At 61.8% G+C, this 19,065-nt stretch carries 16 protein-coding genes and 2 pseudogenes; 9 read left to right on the plus strand and 9 right to left on the minus strand.

The window, feature by feature from the left end; all coding sequences use genetic code 11:
• Window positions 1–5: 5 nt before the first annotated feature.
• Both ABID26_RS23095 and ABID26_RS23100 read right to left on the minus strand, forming a co-directional pair.
• A complete protein-coding gene (locus tag ABID26_RS23095) occupies window positions 6–878 on the minus strand; it encodes a phosphoribulokinase (protein ID WP_354416675.1) in 873 nt (290 codons plus the stop codon).
• Window positions 879–891: 13 nt separating this feature from the next.
• On the minus strand, window positions 892–1,938 hold the full coding sequence (locus ABID26_RS23100) for a class 1 fructose-bisphosphatase (protein WP_354416676.1): 1,047 nt from the start codon (window positions 1,936–1,938) through the stop codon (window positions 892–894).
• A 115-nt stretch (window positions 1,939–2,053) separates the two neighbouring features.
• Between ABID26_RS23100 and ABID26_RS23105 the strand changes: the two genes are divergently transcribed.
• Window positions 2,054–2,986 carry a LysR family transcriptional regulator gene (locus ABID26_RS23105; protein WP_354416678.1) on the plus strand — a complete coding sequence of 311 codons (933 nt, stop codon included), beginning with the start codon at window positions 2,054–2,056 and terminating at the stop codon, window positions 2,984–2,986.
• A 129-nt stretch (window positions 2,987–3,115) separates the two neighbouring features.
• On the opposite strand, the gene ABID26_RS23110 is transcribed toward ABID26_RS23105, so the two are convergent.
• The 7 genes and pseudogenes from ABID26_RS23110 to msuE all read right to left on the minus strand — a co-directional run bounded on the left by ABID26_RS23110 (window position 3,116) and on the right by msuE (window position 9,777).
• Window positions 3,116–3,946 (minus strand): ABC transporter ATP-binding protein, encoded by an 831-nt coding sequence (locus tag ABID26_RS23110; RefSeq protein WP_354416680.1) that lies wholly within the window; start codon window positions 3,944–3,946, stop codon window positions 3,116–3,118.
• Window positions 3,943–4,767, minus strand: coding sequence for an ABC transporter permease (locus tag ABID26_RS23115; RefSeq protein ID WP_354416682.1), 825 nt, complete (start codon window positions 4,765–4,767; stop codon window positions 3,943–3,945). The genes ABID26_RS23110 and ABID26_RS23115 overlap by 4 nt, the downstream gene beginning before the upstream one ends.
• Window positions 4,764–5,531: an ABC transporter permease gene (locus ABID26_RS23120; protein WP_354416684.1), complete on the minus strand. Its 768-nt coding sequence runs from the start codon at window positions 5,529–5,531 to the stop codon at window positions 4,764–4,766. Before ABID26_RS23120 ends, ABID26_RS23115 begins: the two co-directional genes overlap by 4 nt.
• 76 nt (window positions 5,532–5,607) lie before the next feature.
• Window positions 5,608–6,699, minus strand: coding sequence for an ABC transporter substrate-binding protein (locus ABID26_RS23125; RefSeq protein WP_354416686.1), 1,092 nt, complete (start codon window positions 6,697–6,699; stop codon window positions 5,608–5,610).
• A 28-nt stretch (window positions 6,700–6,727) separates the two neighbouring features.
• On the minus strand, window positions 6,728–7,657 hold the full coding sequence (locus ABID26_RS23130; protein ID WP_354416688.1) for a TauD/TfdA dioxygenase family protein: 930 nt from the start codon (window positions 7,655–7,657) through the stop codon (window positions 6,728–6,730).
• A 69-nt stretch (window positions 7,658–7,726) separates the two neighbouring features.
• Window positions 7,727–9,052, minus strand: coding sequence for an LLM class flavin-dependent oxidoreductase (locus tag ABID26_RS23135; RefSeq protein ID WP_354416792.1), 1,326 nt, complete (start codon window positions 9,050–9,052; stop codon window positions 7,727–7,729).
• A 166-nt stretch (window positions 9,053–9,218) separates the two neighbouring features.
• Window positions 9,219–9,777 (minus strand): annotated as a pseudogene (gene msuE / locus ABID26_RS23140) (FMN reductase).
• 447 nt (window positions 9,778–10,224) lie between these two features.
• On the opposite strand from msuE, the gene ABID26_RS23145 reads away from it, so the two are divergent.
• The 8 genes and pseudogenes from ABID26_RS23145 to ABID26_RS23180 all read left to right on the plus strand — a co-directional run bounded on the left by ABID26_RS23145 (window position 10,225) and on the right by ABID26_RS23180 (window position 19,058).
• Complete coding sequence (locus ABID26_RS23145; protein ID WP_354416689.1) at window positions 10,225–10,461, plus strand: hypothetical protein; 237 nt, start codon at window positions 10,225–10,227, stop codon at window positions 10,459–10,461.
• Window positions 10,462–10,660: 199 nt separating this feature from the next.
• On the plus strand, window positions 10,661–10,948 hold the full coding sequence (gene groES, locus ABID26_RS23150; protein WP_127410194.1) for a co-chaperone GroES: 288 nt from the start codon (window positions 10,661–10,663) through the stop codon (window positions 10,946–10,948).
• A 34-nt stretch (window positions 10,949–10,982) separates the two neighbouring features.
• Window positions 10,983–12,617: pseudogene (gene groL / locus ABID26_RS23155) on the plus strand (chaperonin GroEL).
• A 158-nt stretch (window positions 12,618–12,775) separates the two neighbouring features.
• The gene (locus tag ABID26_RS23160) at window positions 12,776–13,180 is read left to right on the plus strand and encodes a RidA family protein (RefSeq protein WP_354416691.1); all 405 of its coding nucleotides are present in this window, start codon (window positions 12,776–12,778) and stop codon (window positions 13,178–13,180) included.
• Between the two features lie 298 nt (window positions 13,181–13,478).
• Window positions 13,479–14,933 carry an APC family permease gene (locus ABID26_RS23165; RefSeq protein WP_354416692.1) on the plus strand — a complete coding sequence of 485 codons (1,455 nt, stop codon included), beginning with the start codon at window positions 13,479–13,481 and terminating at the stop codon, window positions 14,931–14,933.
• 168 nt (window positions 14,934–15,101) lie between these two features.
• A complete protein-coding gene (locus tag ABID26_RS23170) occupies window positions 15,102–16,352 on the plus strand; it encodes an SfnB family sulfur acquisition oxidoreductase (RefSeq protein ID WP_354416694.1) in 1,251 nt (416 codons plus the stop codon).
• 517 nt (window positions 16,353–16,869) lie between these two features.
• Window positions 16,870–18,291, plus strand: a complete 1,422-nt coding sequence (locus ABID26_RS23175; RefSeq protein WP_354416696.1) for an LLM class flavin-dependent oxidoreductase — start codon at window positions 16,870–16,872, stop codon at window positions 18,289–18,291.
• Window positions 18,291–19,058: an ABC transporter ATP-binding protein gene (locus ABID26_RS23180; RefSeq protein ID WP_354416698.1), complete on the plus strand. Its 768-nt coding sequence runs from the start codon at window positions 18,291–18,293 to the stop codon at window positions 19,056–19,058. The genes ABID26_RS23175 and ABID26_RS23180 overlap by 1 nt, the downstream gene beginning before the upstream one ends.
• Window positions 19,059–19,065: the final 7 nt, after the last annotated feature.

The raw sequence follows: 19,065 nt of genomic DNA on the forward strand, positions 1-19,065 counted from the left end.
CCTCCTCACGAAGCCCGGCGCTTGCGCTCGATCAGTTGCAGGATCAGCGGCGTCAGGATGAGTTGCATGGCGAGATCGAGCTTGTTGCCAGGCACGACGATCGAGTTCGCGCGGCTCATGAAGCTGTTGTGGATCATCGACAGCAGGTAGGGAAAATCGATACCGCGCGGGTTGGCGAAGCGGATCACGAGCATCGATTCGTCGGGCGTGGGGATCCAGCGCGCAATAAAGGGGTTCGAGGTATCGACGATCGGCACCCGCTGGAAGTTGATGTTGGTCAGCGAGAACTGCGGGACGATGTAGCGCGTGTAGTCCGGCATGCGGCGCAGGATCACGTCCATGACCGCTTCCGTGGAATAGCCGCGGGTCGAGCGGTCGCGATGGATTTTCTGGATCCATTCGAGGTTGATGACCGGAACGACGCCGATCTTCAGATCCGCATGGCGCGCGAGATCCACCTTTTCAGTGACGGCGCAGCCGTGCAGGCCCTCATAGAAGAGCAGGTCGGTTGGCTCGAATTCGCGCCAAGGCGTGAAGCATCCCGGCGCGCAGTCGTAGAGCTTGGCCTCTTCGTCGTCGTGGACATAGGTCCGGGTCCTTCCCGAGCCTCTTCTGCCATACTCCTCGAAGATCTCCTGCAGCGTCTCCAGTTCGTTCGCCTCAGCATGGAAGTGGGTGAAGTTTGGATTGCCTATCTTCTCCTGCTCGGCGACTTTGGCCTTCATTCCCGCGCGGTCATAGCGGTGAAAGGCGTCGCCCTCGATGAAGGCTGCCGACACATTCTCGCGCCGGAAGATCTGCTCGAATATGCGCTTGACCGAGGTTGTACCGGCGCCTGAGGAGCCTGTAATGGAAATGACGGGATGCTTGGCCGACATCTTTCTGCTCCCGTTACGCCCTGAACAGGCCGCGGTTGCCGAACAGCGGCGAGCGTTCGGCAATGGCGCTGGGTTCGGTGTGATAGCGGCCGACGCGCTCGACTTCCCTGGCCGAGCCAAAAACCAGCGGCACGCGCTGATGAAGAGTTGCCGGGGTGATATCCAGGATGCGGTTGACCGTATCGGTGGCGCAGCCGCCAGCCTGCTCGACAAGCATAGCTATCGGGTTCGCTTCGTAGACCAGTCGGAGACGGCCATTGCCATAGCCCGCTCGCGCGTCTCCTGGGTACAGGAAGACACCGCCGCGGATTAGGACCCGGTAGGCCTCCGCCACCAGGGATGCGATCCACCGCATATTGAAATTGCGGCCGCGTGGGCCATCCTCGCCCTTCAAGCAGTCGTCGACATAGAGCCGGACCGCTTCGTCCCAGTGACGGTAGTTGGATGTGTTTATGGCAAATTCGTTTGTCCGCTCGGCGATCCGGATGCTCTCATGCGTCTGAACAAAGGTACCGAGCTGCGGCGAGAACAGGAATATGTGCGTTCCTTTTCCCAGAGTGAGAACCAGAAGGAGCTGTGGTCCGTAGACGAAGAACCCTGCGGCAAGCTGGGCGCTTCCAGGCTGCAGAAACACCCCCTCGGGAGGTGCGCTGGCTGCCGCAGCAGTTGCCGGCAGGAGTGAAAAGATCGTGCCAATCGACACGTTCGCCTCGATGTTGGAAGAACCATCGAGCGGGTCAATTGCCAGTGCGATGCGGCCATTCGGGTCGAGCATGACCGGCGCTGAGCGCTCTTCAGAAAGCACGTACAGCACGGGAACATTGTGCAATGATTTCAGGAAAGTCTCGTCTGCGTGGATATCGAGATCCTTCTGAATGTCTCCGTCGGCGTTTCTTATTTCGGGAGAGCCGCAAGGGGCAGTCCCAAGCTTCCCTGATCGAATGCTGTTGTTGACCTTGAGCGCGGCGGAGGCGAGTGCCGCCAGGATCGAAAGCACGTCGGACCTGTAACCGGCCCTTCCATGCGATGCCAGAAAAGCCTCGAGCGACGGTGCACTCATTTTCCCCTCCCATCCGTCGGTGATCCGAGCGGAATGGGGTTATGGAGGCGTGTGATGGCAGGTTAGTAAACTTTAATCTGTTTACGAACGCAGTAAATTTTGCTTATCTCGCGAAATGAAACACATCACCCTCCGCCAGCTTCGTACCGTCTGCGCGATACACGCGGAGGGAAAAATAGTGAACGCTGCCAATCGCTTGGGGCTGACCGGCCCGGCTCTGACATTGCAGTTGCGTCAGTTGGAGGAAGAATGCGGAGCGCAGCTCTTCGAAAGGGCAACGGACGGTATGCGTCCGACTGACGCAGGGATTGCCGTGGTCGAGGCGGCGCTGGCAATTGAAGAACGATTGCGCCTCCTGCGGGAGGAGATCGACGCGATCAAGGGGCTGAGGCGCGGTCGACTTGTGGTCGGTGCGGTTTCGACCGCCAAGTACTTTGCGCCGCAGATCATTGCCGGCTTCAAGAAGCTGCATCCCGACATCGACATTAAGCTGATTGTCGGCAACCGCGAGCAGACGATCGCCAAGCTGAAGAACCATGGGCTCGATGTCGCGCTGATGGGACGCCCGCCGCCGGACATTCAGGTCGACGGGCGCGTGTTCGGCGATCATCCGCTGTTGATCGTGGCTGCGCCTGATCACCCACTGGCGAGGCAGCGCGACATAACCAAGGCGCGCATCGCGCAGGAGCATTTCATCGTCCGCGAACCAGGTTCCGGGACGCGGGTCTCTTTTGAGCATTTCATGCGAGACATTCCGGGCCGGCTTGATGATCCCGGTACAGAAATGGACTCCAACGAAACCATCAAGCAGGCGGTAATGGCCGGCTTGGGGGTTGCCTTCATTTCGGCCCACACTGTCGCATATGAGGTCGCCAGTGACAGGCTGGCAGCACTTGACGTGATTGGCCTTCCTATCCGCCGGCAATGGTTCTCGGTGGTTCGGCAGGACCGTGCCCCAACACCGGCGTTGGAAGCGTTTCGCGATTTCCTGACAAAGAAGGGCCCGACCTTTCTTCCGGTGCTCTCGCGGCTCTACGCGGCTGGCTGAGGCTCTCCGCAAATCGCATCTTCGAGGCGAGGAGCTCCTGCTGGTCGACTTCGTCTTTTCCGTTGCTGGCCAGGACTGCGACCCTCCCTGTTCAGCGAGGGTGGGAGCCGCTTTGAGAGGTGCCGGCGGTCAGGCGCTGCGGCGAACTTCGGCGGCAGCATCGTTTCCGGTTCGCGACACGCCGAGGCGGGACAAAACCTCGTCGCGAAGGCCAATGAAATTCGGATCGGAGCGGTCGCGGGAGACTGCGTCGGTGACGGGTAGGATCGTGGCGATCCGCCCGGGATGGGGATGCATGACGACGATCCGATCTCCAAGGTAGACTGCTTCATCGACGTCGTGCGTGACGAGCACGGCGGTCGTGCCCTCGTTCCGGACGATTCTTTGAAGTTCGTCCTGCAGGCGCAGTCGGGTCAGAGCGTCAAGGGCCCCGAAGGGCTCGTCGAGCAGCAGAAAGCGCGGCTTGGTGACAAGCGCCCGGGCGATCGCCACACGCTGCGCCATGCCGCCGGACAATTGGGCAGGATAGGCTTTGGCAAATTGCTCGAGGCCGACGAGATGCAGATGGTCGCGAACGAGTTGCCCCCGCTCAGCCGCGGCCAGCCCGCTTTGGCGCAGCGCCGCCGCCACATTGGCCTCGACATTGAGCCAGGGCAAAAGCCTGTGCTCCTGAAAAACGATCGAGCGATCGAGACCCGGCCGTTCCACCCTCTGTCCATCGACCCGGATCTCGCCGTCATAATCAGTGTCGAGGCCGAGGACCAGCCGCAGCAAAGTGGACTTGCCGCACCCCGACGATCCCACGATGCTGACGAACTCGCCCTCGCCGACTGCAAGATGGACATGCGACAGGGCCTGGACCTGCCGGCCGGCGACCCTGAACCTCTTGCTGACGTCAGCAATCTCCAAAGCGTGGCTTTGGCCACGTCCCCGTTCGGGCGTGGCCACAGGGTCGCTCATGGGATCCTCCAGCGCAAAAGGCGATGCTCCACGGCGCCGGCGACGACATTGAAGACCACGCCGACGCCACCGAGCAGCAGAATGCACAGCAACAGTAGATCCATGTGGAACAGGTGCTGGCCCTCGTTCATGCGCCCGCCGAGACCGGGTGCGATGTTGAGCAGAAGCTCGGCGCCCACCGTAGCGGTCCAGGCGTAAATCAGCGCCGAATGCAGGCCCGTGAAGATTTGCGGCAGCGCACCCGGGATGGCGATGATCCAGGCAAAGTCGAACCAGCCGAAGGTCAGGACGTCGGCAAGCTCGCGATAGCTCCGCGGAATGCCGGACACTCCCTGCCAGGTGTTGATCAGGGCCGGCTGAAACGCCGCGAGCGCGATGAAGACGACCTTGCCGGCCTCGCCGCCGCCGAACCACATCGAGATGAGGGGAACCCAAGCGAACAGGGCGATCTGACGGTGTACCAGCAGCACCGGCCCGAGCAGGCGTTCAATGATGCGGGAAAACCCGATCGCCAAACCAAGCGTGATCCCGGCCACACTGCCACAGGCGAAACCAATCAGGTCGCGCTCCAGGCTCGCCAGTAGATTGAAGCCAAGGCCGCCGGCGCCGAACTCTGCAATGCCACGGGCCACCACCGCTTCGAGCGGCGGCACAAAACGCGCGTCAGCAACGCCGGCGTGCGCGAGCAACTCCCAAATCGCGAGCAGCGTAATCGGTAAGGCAAGCGGTCGCAGATGTCGGCCGATAGAGCGGAAGGGCGGCGGGGCGATAGGAACGCTGTGCGACAGCCGCTCCAGACCCATAATCGTGATCAGGCTCATCGTGCGGTCTCCGGACGCCAGCGTTGCAGACGGTTTTCGGCAAGCGTGAGCAGGCCATGGATCACCAATCCTATGAGGCCGACGACGATCATGGCCGAAAGAACGAGTTCCAATTGAAAGAGCTGACGGCCATAGGCCATCAGGTATCCGAGTCCTTCGAACGATGCGATGAGCTCTACCGCAACCAGGGTCTGCCAGCCGTTGGCAAGGCCTTCGCGCAGCCCTGTGAAGATTGACGGCACGGCGGAAGGCAGCACGATCATCGTAAGTTTCGACCATCGGCTGAACGAAAGGACGCGGCCAAGCTCCACATAGGCTTCCGGAACGTCGCGCACGCCTTGGGAGGTGTTCAGTACGACTGGAATGAAGGCTGACCAGCCGATGACGATGATCTTCAGGCCTTCATCGATCCCGACTATCAGGATGATGATCGGCATCCAGCCGAGGGTCGGGACCTGGCTGAGGGCCAGGAACAGCGGATCGAGGAAGTCGCGAAGGGTCTTTGACAGGCCAACCGCGGTGCCGAACACCAGGCCCGCCAGCGCGCCCGCAGCAAATCCCTCCGCGACGCGCTCAAGGCTGGTGACCGTGCTGGAAAGCAGCGAGCCGTCCTGGATGCCATCCAACAAGGTGTCGAACACGACCCAGGGCGGCGGCAGGATCTGCTCCGGCAATTGGCCTAGGAGAGCTGCCACCGTCCAGGCCGTCAAAAGGCCCAACGGCACCACCAGACCAAGAACCAGGATGCCGGCAGCCGGGAGCATGCTGCCCCGATTGGGAGCAAAACCGGCGGTGCTGTCCCCATCGCCAGTCTGGGCCGCGCGGTGGCCGGCGCCCATCTCAGTTGCTCGCTGCTTTGGTGTGTTCGACTTCGCCCTCGGTCGCTTTCCGGCCTTTCGCGTCGAAGGTGGACCAGTAGTTCTCGAGCTTCAGGTCTACCAGGGCCTGCTTGAGGTACTTGGTCTCGAACCAGCTGTCGATGTCGACGTCCTTCTTTATCAGGCCGTAGGCTTTGGCGCGCGCGGCCTGATCTTTGTAGCGCGCGATAATGAAGTCATCGACGACAGGCGACAGGCGGTGGGCCAGGCGCTCGTCTTTGAAATCGGCCTCGAAGCTTTCGACCGGCAGGCCTGCTTTCGACCAAAGCTCAAAGACTGCCTGGCGATTAGCCTCATCCGAGCCGAAGCGCGCGCCCTTGACGAAGGCGCGCACGACCTTGGCGGTGAACTCTGGGTGGGCCTTCTCGAACTCCGCGGTGACGAGGAGCCCCGCGTTGCGCCCGAGGGTCGGGTCGTCGTTCTTGGTCGAGTAGATGATCTTGACCGCGCCGCGTTTGGCGAGGTCCAGATATTCCGAGCCGCCGAAGGAAGCCTCGACATTGCCCGAGATGAGCGCGGCCGTGGCGGAATTCGAGTCGAGACTGACGAAGCGGATATCTTTTTCGGCGAGGCCGTGCTTTTCGAGGACGCGGTCGGTGGCGATCTGCAAATTGGTGCCGCGGAACTGCGCCACCTTATGGCCCTTCAAGTCCTCCACCGTCTTGAGCTGCGAATCCGGGGGTACGGCGAGATAAAGCGCATCATGGCTCCCGGCCGAGGCCAGATATTTCGTCTGAAGGCCGCGCGAGCGGCCGACGATCGAAGGCAGATCGCCGAGGCCGGCAGCGAAATCAAGTTGGCCGGCGGCGAGCGACTCGTTGAGAGCCGGGCCGGCGCCGCGGAAGAACGTCCATGTGATCTTTGTGTCGGGCACGTCCTTGAACTCGGCCTCGACAAGCTTCTGCACATTGGCCACGGCGACATAGTCGCCATAGGCATAGGGCCGGTCGTCGATGCCAGTTCCGGGATAACCGATGCGGATGAGGGTCTCGGCCGACGCGGGACCGGTGGCGAGAAGGCCGCCGATCAGGGCTGCGATATGCGCGAATTTCATGAGTGAGGATCCTGGCTGGAGGGGAGGGTCAGGCGGCGCGGGCGATGGCGTCGCGAACTAGCTTCTTACGGGTGACGCTGTGGCGGCCGTCGACGCTCACCGGTACGTCGCCGTCGAGAGTGGTGCGGCGTACGACACGGGCGCTGTCGCCATAGTCGTTGACGGCGTAATGCTGGGTGGCACGGTTGTCCCAAATGGCGACGTCGTTCGCTCGCCAGCGCCAGCGCACCGTGTTTTCGATGCGCAGGACATGAGATTGGAGGAGGGCGTAGAGCTGCTCGGAATCGCTCTTCGAATAGCCGACGAAACGCTGCACGAAGGAGCCGAGTATGAGTGAGCGCTCGCCGGTTTCCGGATGGACGCGCACCACGGGATGGTCGGTCTCGTAGACGGTGGAAGCAAAGACCTCTTCATAGTGGCGGCGATCGGCCTCGCTCGCATGCGGGCGCTGTGCGGCATAGTCATAGGCATTGCTGTGGGTTGCCCACAGCTGTTCGGCGGTCGCCTTGAGTGCCGGTGGCAGGCTGTCGTAGGCGGCCACTGTGTTGGACCAAACCGTATCACCGCCGACCTCGGGAATAGTCACACCGCGCAGGATCGAGATTTTGGGATAGGCGTCGACGAAGGTAACGTCTGTGTGCCAGGCATCGGCGCGGCCACCGCGCGACGAATCAAGTTCAAGGATCGAGGTCGTGCCGTTGCGTACATGCTCGGTTGGATGTGGAACAAGATTGCCGAGGCGCTTGGAAAAGCGCTCCTGCTCGATATCGGTGAGCTGATCCTGGTCGCGAAAGAAGATCACCTTATGCTGCAGAAGCGATGCATTGATGGCTGCTATCGTCTCGTCGGAAAGGTCGCCCGAAAGCTTGATGTCGGCGATCTCGGCGCCGATCCGCGCGGCAACCGGTTTGATCGTCAGCGCGGATAGGGTAGGGCGAGGTTGGGTTGATGTGGTCATGAGGGACTGCTCCTTGGTTAGGCCGCCGGCGTGGCTCGGCCCTTTGCCGGTTGGTTGATGGGACTTCGATTATTCGGCCGCCTGGCTGCCGGGTTCGCGGTGAGGGGCCCGATGAGCGGGATGCTTCAGGCCGAGGTTCTCGCGAAGGGTGCGGCCCTCATATTCGGTGCGGAACAGGCCGCGGCGGCGCAGCTCCGGGATGACCAGCTCAATGAAATCGTCGAGCCCGCCGGGCACGGTCGGCGGCATGATGTTGAAGCCGTCGGCGCCGCCCTTATTAAAGCGCTCTTCGAGTTCGTTCGCGATGGTCTCGGCCGTCCCGACGAGCTGCCAATGGCCGCGCGCACCGGCGATGGTCTCGTAGAGCTGACGGATGGTGAGATTTTCCCGCCGGGCTAGATCGATGATCAATTGCTGGCGGCTCTTGCCGCGCTCGGTCTCGCTCAGGTCCGGCAGCGGCCCGTCGAGCGGATAGGCGGAAAGATCGACACCACCGGAGAGGTTCGACAGCAGCTCCAGCCCGACGTCGGGATGGATCAACGACTGGATCTGCTCGAATTTTTCGCGGGCCTCGGCTTCGCTTCGCCCGACCACTGGAAAGACGCCCGGCATGATCTTCAAATCATCCGGATGGCGGCCATACTTCTCAAGCCGTCCCTTGAGGTCGGCATAGAAGCTCTGCGCCTCCGGGAGCGTTCGCTGCGCCGTGAAGACGACCTCCGCGGTGCGGGCCGCCAACTCCTTGCCCGCCTCGGAAGAGCCGGCCTGGACGACGACCGGGTGACCCTGCGGCGAGCGCGAGACCGTCAGCGGTCCGCGCACCCGGAAATGGCGTCCGCGGTGACCCAGGATATGCAGTTTCTCCCGGTCGAAGAAAAGGCCGCTGTGCTTGTCGCGCAGGAAGGCGTCATCCTGCCAGCTGTTCCATAGGCCGAGCACGACATCAGCGAATTCTTCCGCCCGTGCGTAGCGGTCCTGATGCGCGAACTGGCTGATATTGCCAAAATTCTCCAATTCGAGCGGATTGGACGAGGTCACGAGGTTCCAGCCGGCCCTGCCGGCGCTGATCTGATCGAGCGAGGCGAATTTGCGGGCTAGGTTGAACGGCTCATTGAATGTTGTGGAGGCTGTTGCCACCAGGCCGATCCGCTCCGTCACGACGGCAAGTGCCGACAGGAGCGTCAGAGGCTCGAAGCCAACGGCCCATTCGTCGGTCCGGGAGAGGGATTTGAGATCATCCGTATGGGCCGCGACCCCATCCGCCAGGAAGATCAGGTCGAACTTCGCGCGTTCTGCCGCCTGGGCAAATGCGATGCGCTGCGTGAGGCTCGTCGTCGCATCGGCGGCGGTGTCCGGGTGGCGCCATGCCGCCACATGGTGGCCAGCTGGATACATGAAGGCGCCAAGCCGCAGCTTCCCAACCTTGCTCACCTTCAGTCTCCTTTCAGCAACGATGACAATTCACGAGAAGCACGGCGCTTTACCGGAGCGGACGATCGGCGTGGATTTCGGCGGCGTGGCTAACAAGTTGCCGGCGCCGTCCTTTTCGGCCGCACAATGCCTAGGCGGCCAGGCTGACGTTGCCCGTCTCTGCGACCAGCCGACACGCTTCGAATATGGCTTGTTCTGTGCGGTTGCGGATGGCTTCGGGATATGATGACGCCATCGGCGAAGTCCCGGTCGGACGCGTAGATGCCTGTCCGGATGGTCAATGCCTCGAAGAAGCTGAAGAGCGGCCGAAGCTGATGTTCCACGACGAGGGAATGACGTTCTCCGCCTCCAGTCGCCGCAAGGATAACTGGCTTTCCTTTAAGCGACGATGGCTCCAGCAGACCGAAGAAATGCTTGAACAGTCCAGTGTAGCTGCCTTTGAACGTCGGCGAGCCGACCACCAGGACAGCGGCGCTCGACAACTGTTCGACGATGTTTCTGGCCGATGGATCAAGGTCGCCAAGCCGCTTGGAGTGCGCAAAGGAAGGGCCGAGATCCTCGACATCGAAAGTAGTCGAAGCTGCGCCGATCTTCTTGGCGACCTGCCCGACTATCTGGTCGACAAATAGCCTGGTCTTCGAAGGGCGGGTAAGATTGCCCGATATTCCTAACACGAACTTGCTCGACATTTGCCGGCCCCTTCATAACGGTCTGTATCACCAAACTCTATCGACTTAGTCGAATTAAGAGAGGGAGCAGATTTTAAAAAGAAGCCGCCAATCGGATGGAGTTTGCGGAACGTCGGCTATAATGGGGTCATTCGATGCTGGCTGGAAGCATCGGGTGGGCGGCGATCAAGGCGAGCCGCCAGGTTGTGCCGGCGAGATGAGACAGGAGTGAAGCCAGCGCCTGCTGAAGGATCGACCTCAGAACTCGATTGTCGATGTGTTGTGTCCGACGAAATCACGCGCTACCGATCTTCTCCGTCTGCGACTGTCAGTGACAAGCTTTGTGCGGGTTTGCCCGCGTCTTTAGGTTGGCTTGGTATTTTCCAAACGCAGCCGCGGGCTAATAGTTGTTCGTCGACTACAGATTTACGGGCAGAGGCCAAAGGCCGATGATGCCGGGAGTTGATGATGCATAAACTGAGCCGCGCCGCCCTCTTCGAGCTTGTGTGGTCGAAGCCGATGACCGAGATCGCTCGCGAACTCAACGTGCGCGACCAGCACGTCGCCGTGGCTTGCGATCTCTTTGACATCGCCCGACCGCGCGCCGGGTACTGGCAAAAGGTCGGGTACGGCAAACCTGTCGAAAAGGCCGTCCTCAGCACTGAAGCCTTTCCTGCCGAAGAGATCGTTTGCGTAGGCGTCTGAAGGCGGTCGCGTGTCGATCCCGATTGGCTTGGTTGCGTCCCTCGACGGTCCGTGCGCCAAGATGAAAGACACCGGCAAAGGTGTGCTCAAAATCTTTCCAACAAAGCAATGAACGTCTTTGCTTCGGTTTTGCGGCCTTCGCTACAACTTGTCAGCACTTTGATGAGGAGAGTGCCAAGTTCAGCAATGGAGATATGTCGTGGGGTTCAAGCCCTTGCACGATCGGGTGGTGATCCGCCGGATCGAAAGCGAAGAAAAGACGGCGGGCGGTATCATCATTCCCGATACGGCCAAGGAAAAACCGCAGGAAGGCGAAGTTGTTTCGGTCGGCCCCGGCAGCCGCGACGAGACGGGCAAGCTCATTCCGCTGGACGTCAAGGCCGGCGATCGCGTGCTGTTCGGCAAATGGTCCGGCACCGAAGTCAAGATTGGCGGGCAGGATCTGCTGATCGCCAAGGAATCCGACATTTTCGGCGTTATCGCCTGACACTTTCCCGAGACAATTACAGGAGACAATAGTCATGGCCGCCAAGGACGTGAAATTTTCAACCGATGCCCGAGACCGCCTGCTGCGCGGCGTGGACATCCTCGCCAACGCCGTGAAGGTGACGCTGGGACCCAAGGGTCGCAACGTGGTCATCGACAAATCCTTCGGCGCGCCGCGCATCACCAAGGATGGCGTCACCGTCGCCAAGGAAATCGAGCTCGAGGACAAGTTCGAGAATCTTGGCGCGCAGCTGCTGCGCGAGGTCGCTTCCAAGACCAATGATCTTGCCGGCGACGGCACCACGACCGCGACGGTTCTGGCTCAGGCGATCGTCAAGGAGGGCGCGAAATACGTCGCCGCCGGTCTCAATCCGCAGGATCTGAAGCGTGGCATCGACCTCGCTGTGGCCGCCGCCATCGCCGATATCAAGAAGCGCGCCCGCAAGGTCGCCTCGTCGGAAGAGGTGGCGCAGGTCGGCACCGTTTCGGCGAACGGCGCCTCGGAAATAGGCCAGATCATCGCCACGGCGGTTGACAAGGTCGGTAATGAAGGTGTCATCACCGTCGAGGAGGCGAAGAGCTTCGAGACCGAACTCGACGTCGTCGAAGGCCTGCAATTCGATAGGGGCTATCTGTCGCCGTACTTCGTCACCAACGCGGAGAAGCTCGTCGTGGAATTCGACGAACCTTACGTGCTGATCTTCGAGAAAAAGCTCGGTTCGCTGCAGCCGCTGCTGCCGATCCTGGAAGCGGTCGTGCAGACCGGCAAGCCGCTGCTCATCATCGCCGAGGACGTGGAAGGCGAGGCACTGGCCACGCTCGTGGTGAACAAGTTGCGTGGCGGACTGAAGATCGCGGCCGTCAAGGCGCCAGGGTTCGGTGATCGGCGTAAGGCTTTGCTCGAGGACATCGCCATAGTCACCGGGGGCCAGGTCATTTCCGAGGATCTGGGCATCAAGCTAGAGAGCGTGACCCTGGCCAGCTCGGCCGCACCAAGAAGGTCCGGACCGACAAGGAAAACACCACCGTGGTCGATGGCGCCGGCAAGAAGAGCGAGATCAAGGCCCGCATAGCCCAGATCAAGCAGCAGATCGAAGAGACCGCCTCCGACTATGACCGCGAGAAGCTGCAGGAGCGGTTGGCCAAGCTTGCCGGGGGGTATTGCCGTCATTCGTGTCGGCGGCGCGACCGAAGTCGAGGTCAAGGAAAAGAAGGACCGTGTGGACGACGCGCTGAACGCGACCCGGGCGGCGATCGCGGAAGGCGTCGTGCCCGGCGGCGGCGTGGCGCTTTTGCGCGCTAAGTCCGCGGTGCAAGCCTTGAAGAACGGCAATGCCGACATCCAGGTCGGCATCAACATCGTGTTGCGGGCGCTCGAGGCACCGGTCAGGCAGATTGCCGACAATGCCGGCGTGGAGGGCTCGGTCGTGGTCGGCAAGATCCTCGAGAACAAGTCGCCGACCTTCGGCTTCGACGCCCAGAACGACACCTATGTGGATCTGCTCTAGGCGGGCATTCTCGATCCGGCAAAGGTCGTGCGCACGGCCCTGCAGGACTCGGCGTCGGTGGCCGGACTTCTGGTCACCACGGAGGCCCTTGTCGTCGAAGCGCCGAAGGACAGGCCCGGCACTCCCGTCGGCGCTCCCGCCGGCGGCGGTCTGGACTTCTAAGCCGACCCCAGCGCAGGGAGACGAGCGGGGCGCAGGCGGCATGCCTGCGCCTCTGGCGTTTCGCCGTGCTCCGCCATCGCGGCCCGGGTATCCTGGTCGTCATATTGATCGCCGGCCCAATCACTCGCCGCAGGCTTACCAAAAGACCAGGAACCAAGATGCCGCGTTATATCAAGGTCGAGAGCGCAGCGCCTTCCCCCAGAACCGCACGCTACTCTCACGCCGTGGAATTCAACGGTTTGCTCCATATCACCGGTCAACTTCCGATCGGCCCGACGCAGCCGGACGCCGCGCTTCCTGGCACGATCGGCGAGGAGGCGGACCTGGTCTTCCTCAATCTTTCGATTATCGCCGAAGAGTCGGGGTTCAGTTTATCGAATTGCATCTTCGCCAGAATCTATCTCAGGAATTTCGAGCAGGACTACGCTGGGTTCAACGCGGTCTACGATCGCTATTTTCCTGACGCCGACCGACTGCCCGCAAGAACAACGGTCGGCGTCGCAATGCTCGGCAGAAACGCTCTCGTCGAAGTCGATCTCGTTGTGGGGCAATCCGGGTCCTAGAGCAGGTCGACGTTCAGTCTTGCCCGTGGTGAAGCGCCGGCGCGATGTTGAAGGTGCCCACTTGCTTGATCGGACACTGTCCTTGTCGTGGATCAAAACCATTCTCGGGCCGAATACATGATCTGACGACGGTCCCTCGCCACCAGGGCAAGGTATCTGCCGCCCTGCATTTCAGCAAACCGCGGAATGGCGCAACGCCGTTGCGGTAGCCGCCATCTTTTTAAAATACCCTTTGTTTACCGACTTATAGACTTTCGTATCACCATCAGGCGGCAATCGCGCCGCTCAGGGGTCGGTTATGAGCACCATTTCAGCAGGGTCGGCAGAGACGGGTGTTGTCGCGGCGGGCTCGTCGCTGGGCGGAGGCCTTCGCCGAAATTATCTGAGCTTTCCCGAGGTCGTTGCTCAATCCATCGGAACCATCGCCCCGTCGGGAACGCCCGGCCTTGTCATTCCCGTCGTCTTTGCGACCGCCGGTAACGGCACATGGCTCGCCTATCTCTTCGCGACCATTGCCCTGCTGATCGTCGGACTGCAGATCAACGTATTTTCCAAGCGGATCGCCACGCCAGGCTCTCTCTACATCTATGCGGCTCATGGCCTTGGTCCGCTGGTCGGCGTCATCGCCGGATGGGCCCTTCTTATCGGCTACGTTTTCACGGCATCCGCGGTAATACTTGGCACAGTCAGCACGGCGCTGGCTTTCGCGCATCAGATCGGCTTCGAGACAAGCGCCGTTGGGGTCGTGCTTGCGCTCAGCATCGTCGCTCTGGTCGTCGCATGGTGGTTCGCTTACCGCGACATCAAGCTCTCGACGCGTGTCACGCTCGGCATCGAATTCGCGACGCTTGCTCTCATCCTGCTCACCGTCGTCATTTTCTTCGTGCACCGGGGATCCATCGGCGATGCCGCGCAGACGGGACTTCAGGACGTTCATTTTGAACAATTGCGGCTTGGTCTGGTCCTGGCTTTCTTCAGCTTTGTCGGATTCGAGAGCGCGACCGTGCTGGGGACGGAGTCCCAGCAGCCCCGGCGATTCATTCCGAGGGCGGTGATCGCCAGCGTCATCGGCGTCGGCCTCATCTTCGTCATCAGCTCATACGGCCTCGTGGCCGGCTTCCACGGTGTCGACCCGAGCCTGGACAAATCCGATGCGCCGCTGACGGTCCTGGCGCAATCCTTCGGCGGCGGCTTCATCGGGATCCTGATCTCGGCAGGCGTAGCCCTCAGTTTCTTTGCCTGCATCCTGGGCAGCATCAATGCCGGGGCGCGCGTGCTCTACACGCTGTCGCATCATGGCCTTTTCCACAATTCGGCGCGGGCGACGCATCTGGCGCATGCCTCGCCGCATATCGCCGTGACCGTGGTCGGCATCGTGGCGCTGGTCTTCGCGCTGGGACTGTCTATCGCCGGATATGGCATCCTCGATGCTTACGGGATCCTCGGGTCGATCGCCACATATGGCTTCCTGGTGGCTTATGGGCTTGTGACGATCGGCGCGCCGGTTTTTCTGCGCCGCCGCGGCGAGCTCAGACCCTGGCATGTCATATCGGCGGTTGCAGCGTTGATCCTGCTGATCGTCACACTCGCGGGGACCGTCTATCCGGTGCCGGCCTGGCCGTACAACGTCCTGCCATATGTATTCCTCGTCTTGCTGGCGATCGGAGTCGCGTATTTCCTGGCGCTGCGCCGGTTGGCGCCGGCAAGGCTCGCGCAAATCGAAGCCGACCTCATAGGTTCCGCCGAGCCGTGAAATGACCGGAGGCCGTGCCAGCGGCGGAGCGCGGCTGCGATCGCGCCCGCGGCCGCCAGCCGTGGGCAACTACTACCTCAACGATGTCAGGCCGCCGCGTCACTCGTGGATCTAAGCTGCCGAAGAGCACCGAACGAAGACAAGAAGCGCCGAGGGAGAGATCGGACGATGGGCGCATCAGTCAAGAAAGCGGAGCCGCGTGGCCGCGAAGCCTTTCCTGCACCATCGCGGCCGACGCATCCCGCCCATATCATTCGAACCGATGAAGAGGCGGTCGCCGTGGCCAGGAAGCTGGCGGCGCAATTTGCAGAAGGTGCCGCCGAACGCGATCGCGACCGGCGCCTGCCAACTGCCGAACTGGACATATTCTCGCAAAGCGGACTGTGGGGGATCACGGTGCCGCGAGCGTTCGGCGGCGCCGGTGTCTCGCAGGCGATCGTGGCGGAAGTCTTCAAGATCATCGCCGCGGCCGATCCGTCGTTGGCCCAGATTCCGCAGAATCATTTCGAGATCACCGACCTGATCCGCGCGACCGGCTCCGACGCGCAGAAGCAGGCGCTGTTCGGTCTCGTCCTCTCGGGCCTTCGCCTCGGCAACGCCTTCTCGGAGTTCAAGGGCAAGAACGTCGAGGATTTCGAGACGCGCATCGCGCGCCATGGCGACGGCTACATCGTCAACGGCGAGAAATTCTATTCGACCGGCGCCCTCTTCGCTCATCTCGTTCCCATCGTTGCGATTGACGAAGACGGCAAGGTTCGCGTCGCCATCGTCGATCGCGACGCGCCGGGTCTCGAGATCATCGACGATTGGTCGAGTTTCGGACAGCGAACGACGGCAAGCGGAACGGTCGTCATCCGCGACGTCGTGGCACCCGCCGACCGCGTCCTGCCCGCCTATCTGGCATACGACCAGGCTAGTCCCGCGGGTCCGCAAAGCCAGCTCACTCATGCTTCCATCGACGCCGGCATAGCACGCGGCGCGATCGAGACGACGATCCGGCTGGTTCGCGACCATGCCCGGCCGTGGGTCGACAGCGGCAAGGAGCGCGCTTCCGACGATCCCTACACGATCGCGCAGATCGGCGAACTGAAGATCAGGCTGCATGCGGCCGAGGCGCTTCTGGAACGCGCGGCACGCGAGGTCGACGCGGCGATCGCCAGGCCCGAGATCGATGCCATCGCCCTTGCCAAAGTGGCCGTCGCCGAAGCGAAGGTCCTGACCACCGACATAGCCATCCAGGCCACGAACAAGCTGTTTGAGCTCGCCGGCACGCGTTCGACGCTTGCAGCCCATCACCTCGATCGGCTTTGGCGCGACGCGCGCACGCACACGTTGCACGATCCCGTACGCTGGAAGTACCACGCCGTCGGCCAGTACTACCTCAATGGGGTCAACCCGCCGCTTCACTCCTGGATCTGAACGTTGCTCTCCCGGGCACAATCAGGGGCCAGCGCTGCAGCCGACGACCCGCCTGGCTTTGCCTCGCTTCAGGCCGCCGAGGCATTCATCGCCGCCGAAGGTATCGAATTTATACGCTTCGAGCAGCCCGACGCGCATGACATCGCACGATCGAAAACGGTACCCGCACGCCACTTCGGGCGATTTGCCCGCGACGGCCTGAACTTTCCCCTGCCGCCGGTGGCGCTGGACGTGCAGTGCGTGTCTGGTCGCGACACTGGGTCAGGTCGCCCCGCATCCATCTGCGCGTCTGGCGCGCTCGATAAGGCTGCCTGTCGATCTCGTCTCATGCGTGTTGCTGCCGTATCATAGTCACCCGCCACAGGGTACCGCGCTTCCGGAAACCAGGATGCGCGCCAAGTGGAGAACTTTAATTCTCTATCTAATCCATAGACATTATATTCTGTCTTCGTTGACGACCGGCTTGCCGTTAGTTTCCTCCCGCTGTCGCCCGACAGGGCTATCAAAGGAGTGACGGATGGGTCGGCATATTCGCTTCAACGCTTTCGACATGAATTGCGTTGGCCACCAATCTCCTGGTCTGTGGAAGCATCCGCGCGACAAGTCCTGGAAATACAAGGACCTGGACTATTGGCAGGACCTGGCTCGGACGCTCGAGCGCGGCATTTTCGACGGCATATTCATCGCCGACGTCATCGGCTATTACGACGTCTACAAGGGCTCGAACTACCACGCGATCGAGCAGGCGGCGCAGATTCCGGTCAATGATCCCTTGCAACTGGCCGCGCCGATCGCGCTTGCAACCGAACATCTCGGCATCGGCATTACCGCCTCGACCTCGTTCGAACATCCGTACACATTCGCCCGCCGCCTTTCGACCGCCGACCACCACACCAAGGGTCGCGTCGGCTGGAACATCGTCACTTCGTATCTGGAAAGTGGCGCCAAGAATGTCGGCCAGACTGGCTTGAAAAGCCATGACAACCGCTACGAGGTCGCGGCCGAATATGTCGAGGTGCTCTACAAGCTGTTCGAAGGCAGTTGGGAAGAAGGCGCGGTGCTGCGTGATCCGGTCCGTGGCATCTTCACCGACCCCGGCAAGGTCCACGAGATCGGCCACAAGGGCAAGTTCTTCGAGGTGCCTGGCTACCATCTGTCGGAGCCGTCGCCGCAACGCACACCGGTTCTCTATCAGGCCGGCGCCTCGGGGCCGGGCAAGGCCTTCGCCGCCGCGCATGCCGAGTGCGTTTTCGTCGGCGCGCCGACCAAATCGCTGCTCAAGGCCTATGTTTCGGAAATCCGCCAAAAAGCCGCCGCCGCGGGCCGGGATCCGAAGAATGTCCTGATCTACAATCTCACCACGCTGATTGTCGATGAGACCGACGAGAAGGCCCGCAAGCGCTTCGCCGAATATCAAAGCTATACATCCTATGATGGCTCGCTGGTGTTCATGTCGGGTTGGACCGGCATCGATTTCGGCCAGTACGCGCCGACCGATGCACTCAAGAAGGTCGAGACCAACGCCATCGTTTCGATGGTCGAGCACTTCGCCGGCAAGGACAAGGCGTGGACCGTCGAGGAACTGGCGAAATGGGGCGGCATCGGCGGCGTCGGGCCTGTCTTCGTCGGCTCGGCCGGGGCAATCGCCGACATCCTGCAGGAATGGGTCGATGAAACCGGGGTCGATGGCTTCAACCTTGCCTATGCGGTGACGCCCGAAAGCTTCGAGGCCGCCGTCGACCTGCTGGTGCCGGAATTGCAGAAGCGCGGCGTCTATCCCACCGCCTACAAGCCCGGCACGTTGCGCGAAAAGCTGTTCGGGCAAGGACCCTATCTTCCCGCGACGCACCCCGCCGACGGGTACCGTGACATCGAGGCCGTCAAGCGTCGCGAAGCCGACCGTAGCTCGGCGTCCCGTCTCAAATCCGTGAATGTGTGATGACCGGCTTGCTGGAACTCCACGACGTATCTCTGTCCTTCAAGGGCGTGCGAGCGCTGAATGCGCTGAGCTTCAGCGTCGCCAAGGGTGAGATCTGCGCCTTGATCGGGCCGAATGGCGCCGGCAAGAGTTCGCTTCTCAACGTCATCAATGGCGTCTATCGCGCCGACGCCGGCGACATTGTCTTCGACGGGCTGCGCTTCGAGGCGATCCATCCGCAGAAGACGGCTCATCTCGGCATCGGCCGGACCTTCCAGCACAATGCGTTGTTTCGCCGCCTGTCGGTGCGTGAGAACGTGCTGGCCGGTCTCTCCCGTCATGGCAACGCCAGCTTTCTCGAAAACATCTTCCGGCTGGGCAGGGACGGCGCCGAGCGCCTCGGTTTCCTTGCCCGCGCCGAGCGCACCATGTCGTTCCTCGGGCTCGACCACCATGCGGGAAAGATAGTTTCGACGCTTCCCTATGGCCTGCAGAAACGCGTCGATCTCGCCCGGGCACTGGTCGCCGGCCCGAAGCTGCTGCTGCTCGACGAACCGATGGCCGGCATGAACCAGGAAGAGAAGGGGGCGATGAGCCGCGTGATCCGCGAGGTCAATCGCGTCTTCGGCTCGACCGTTGTGTTGATCGAACATGATGTCGGCATCGTGCTCAACCTCGCCAGCCATGTGGTGGTGCTCGATTACGGCCGCAAACTCGCTGACGGGGCACCCGACGAGGTGCGCAAGAACCCCGACGTGATAGCCGCCTATCTCGGCATGGTTCACTGAGGAACTC

It is taken from the genome of Mesorhizobium shonense, assembly GCF_040545255.1.
GTDB classification, from domain to species: domain Bacteria; phylum Pseudomonadota; class Alphaproteobacteria; order Rhizobiales; family Rhizobiaceae; genus Mesorhizobium; species Mesorhizobium shonense.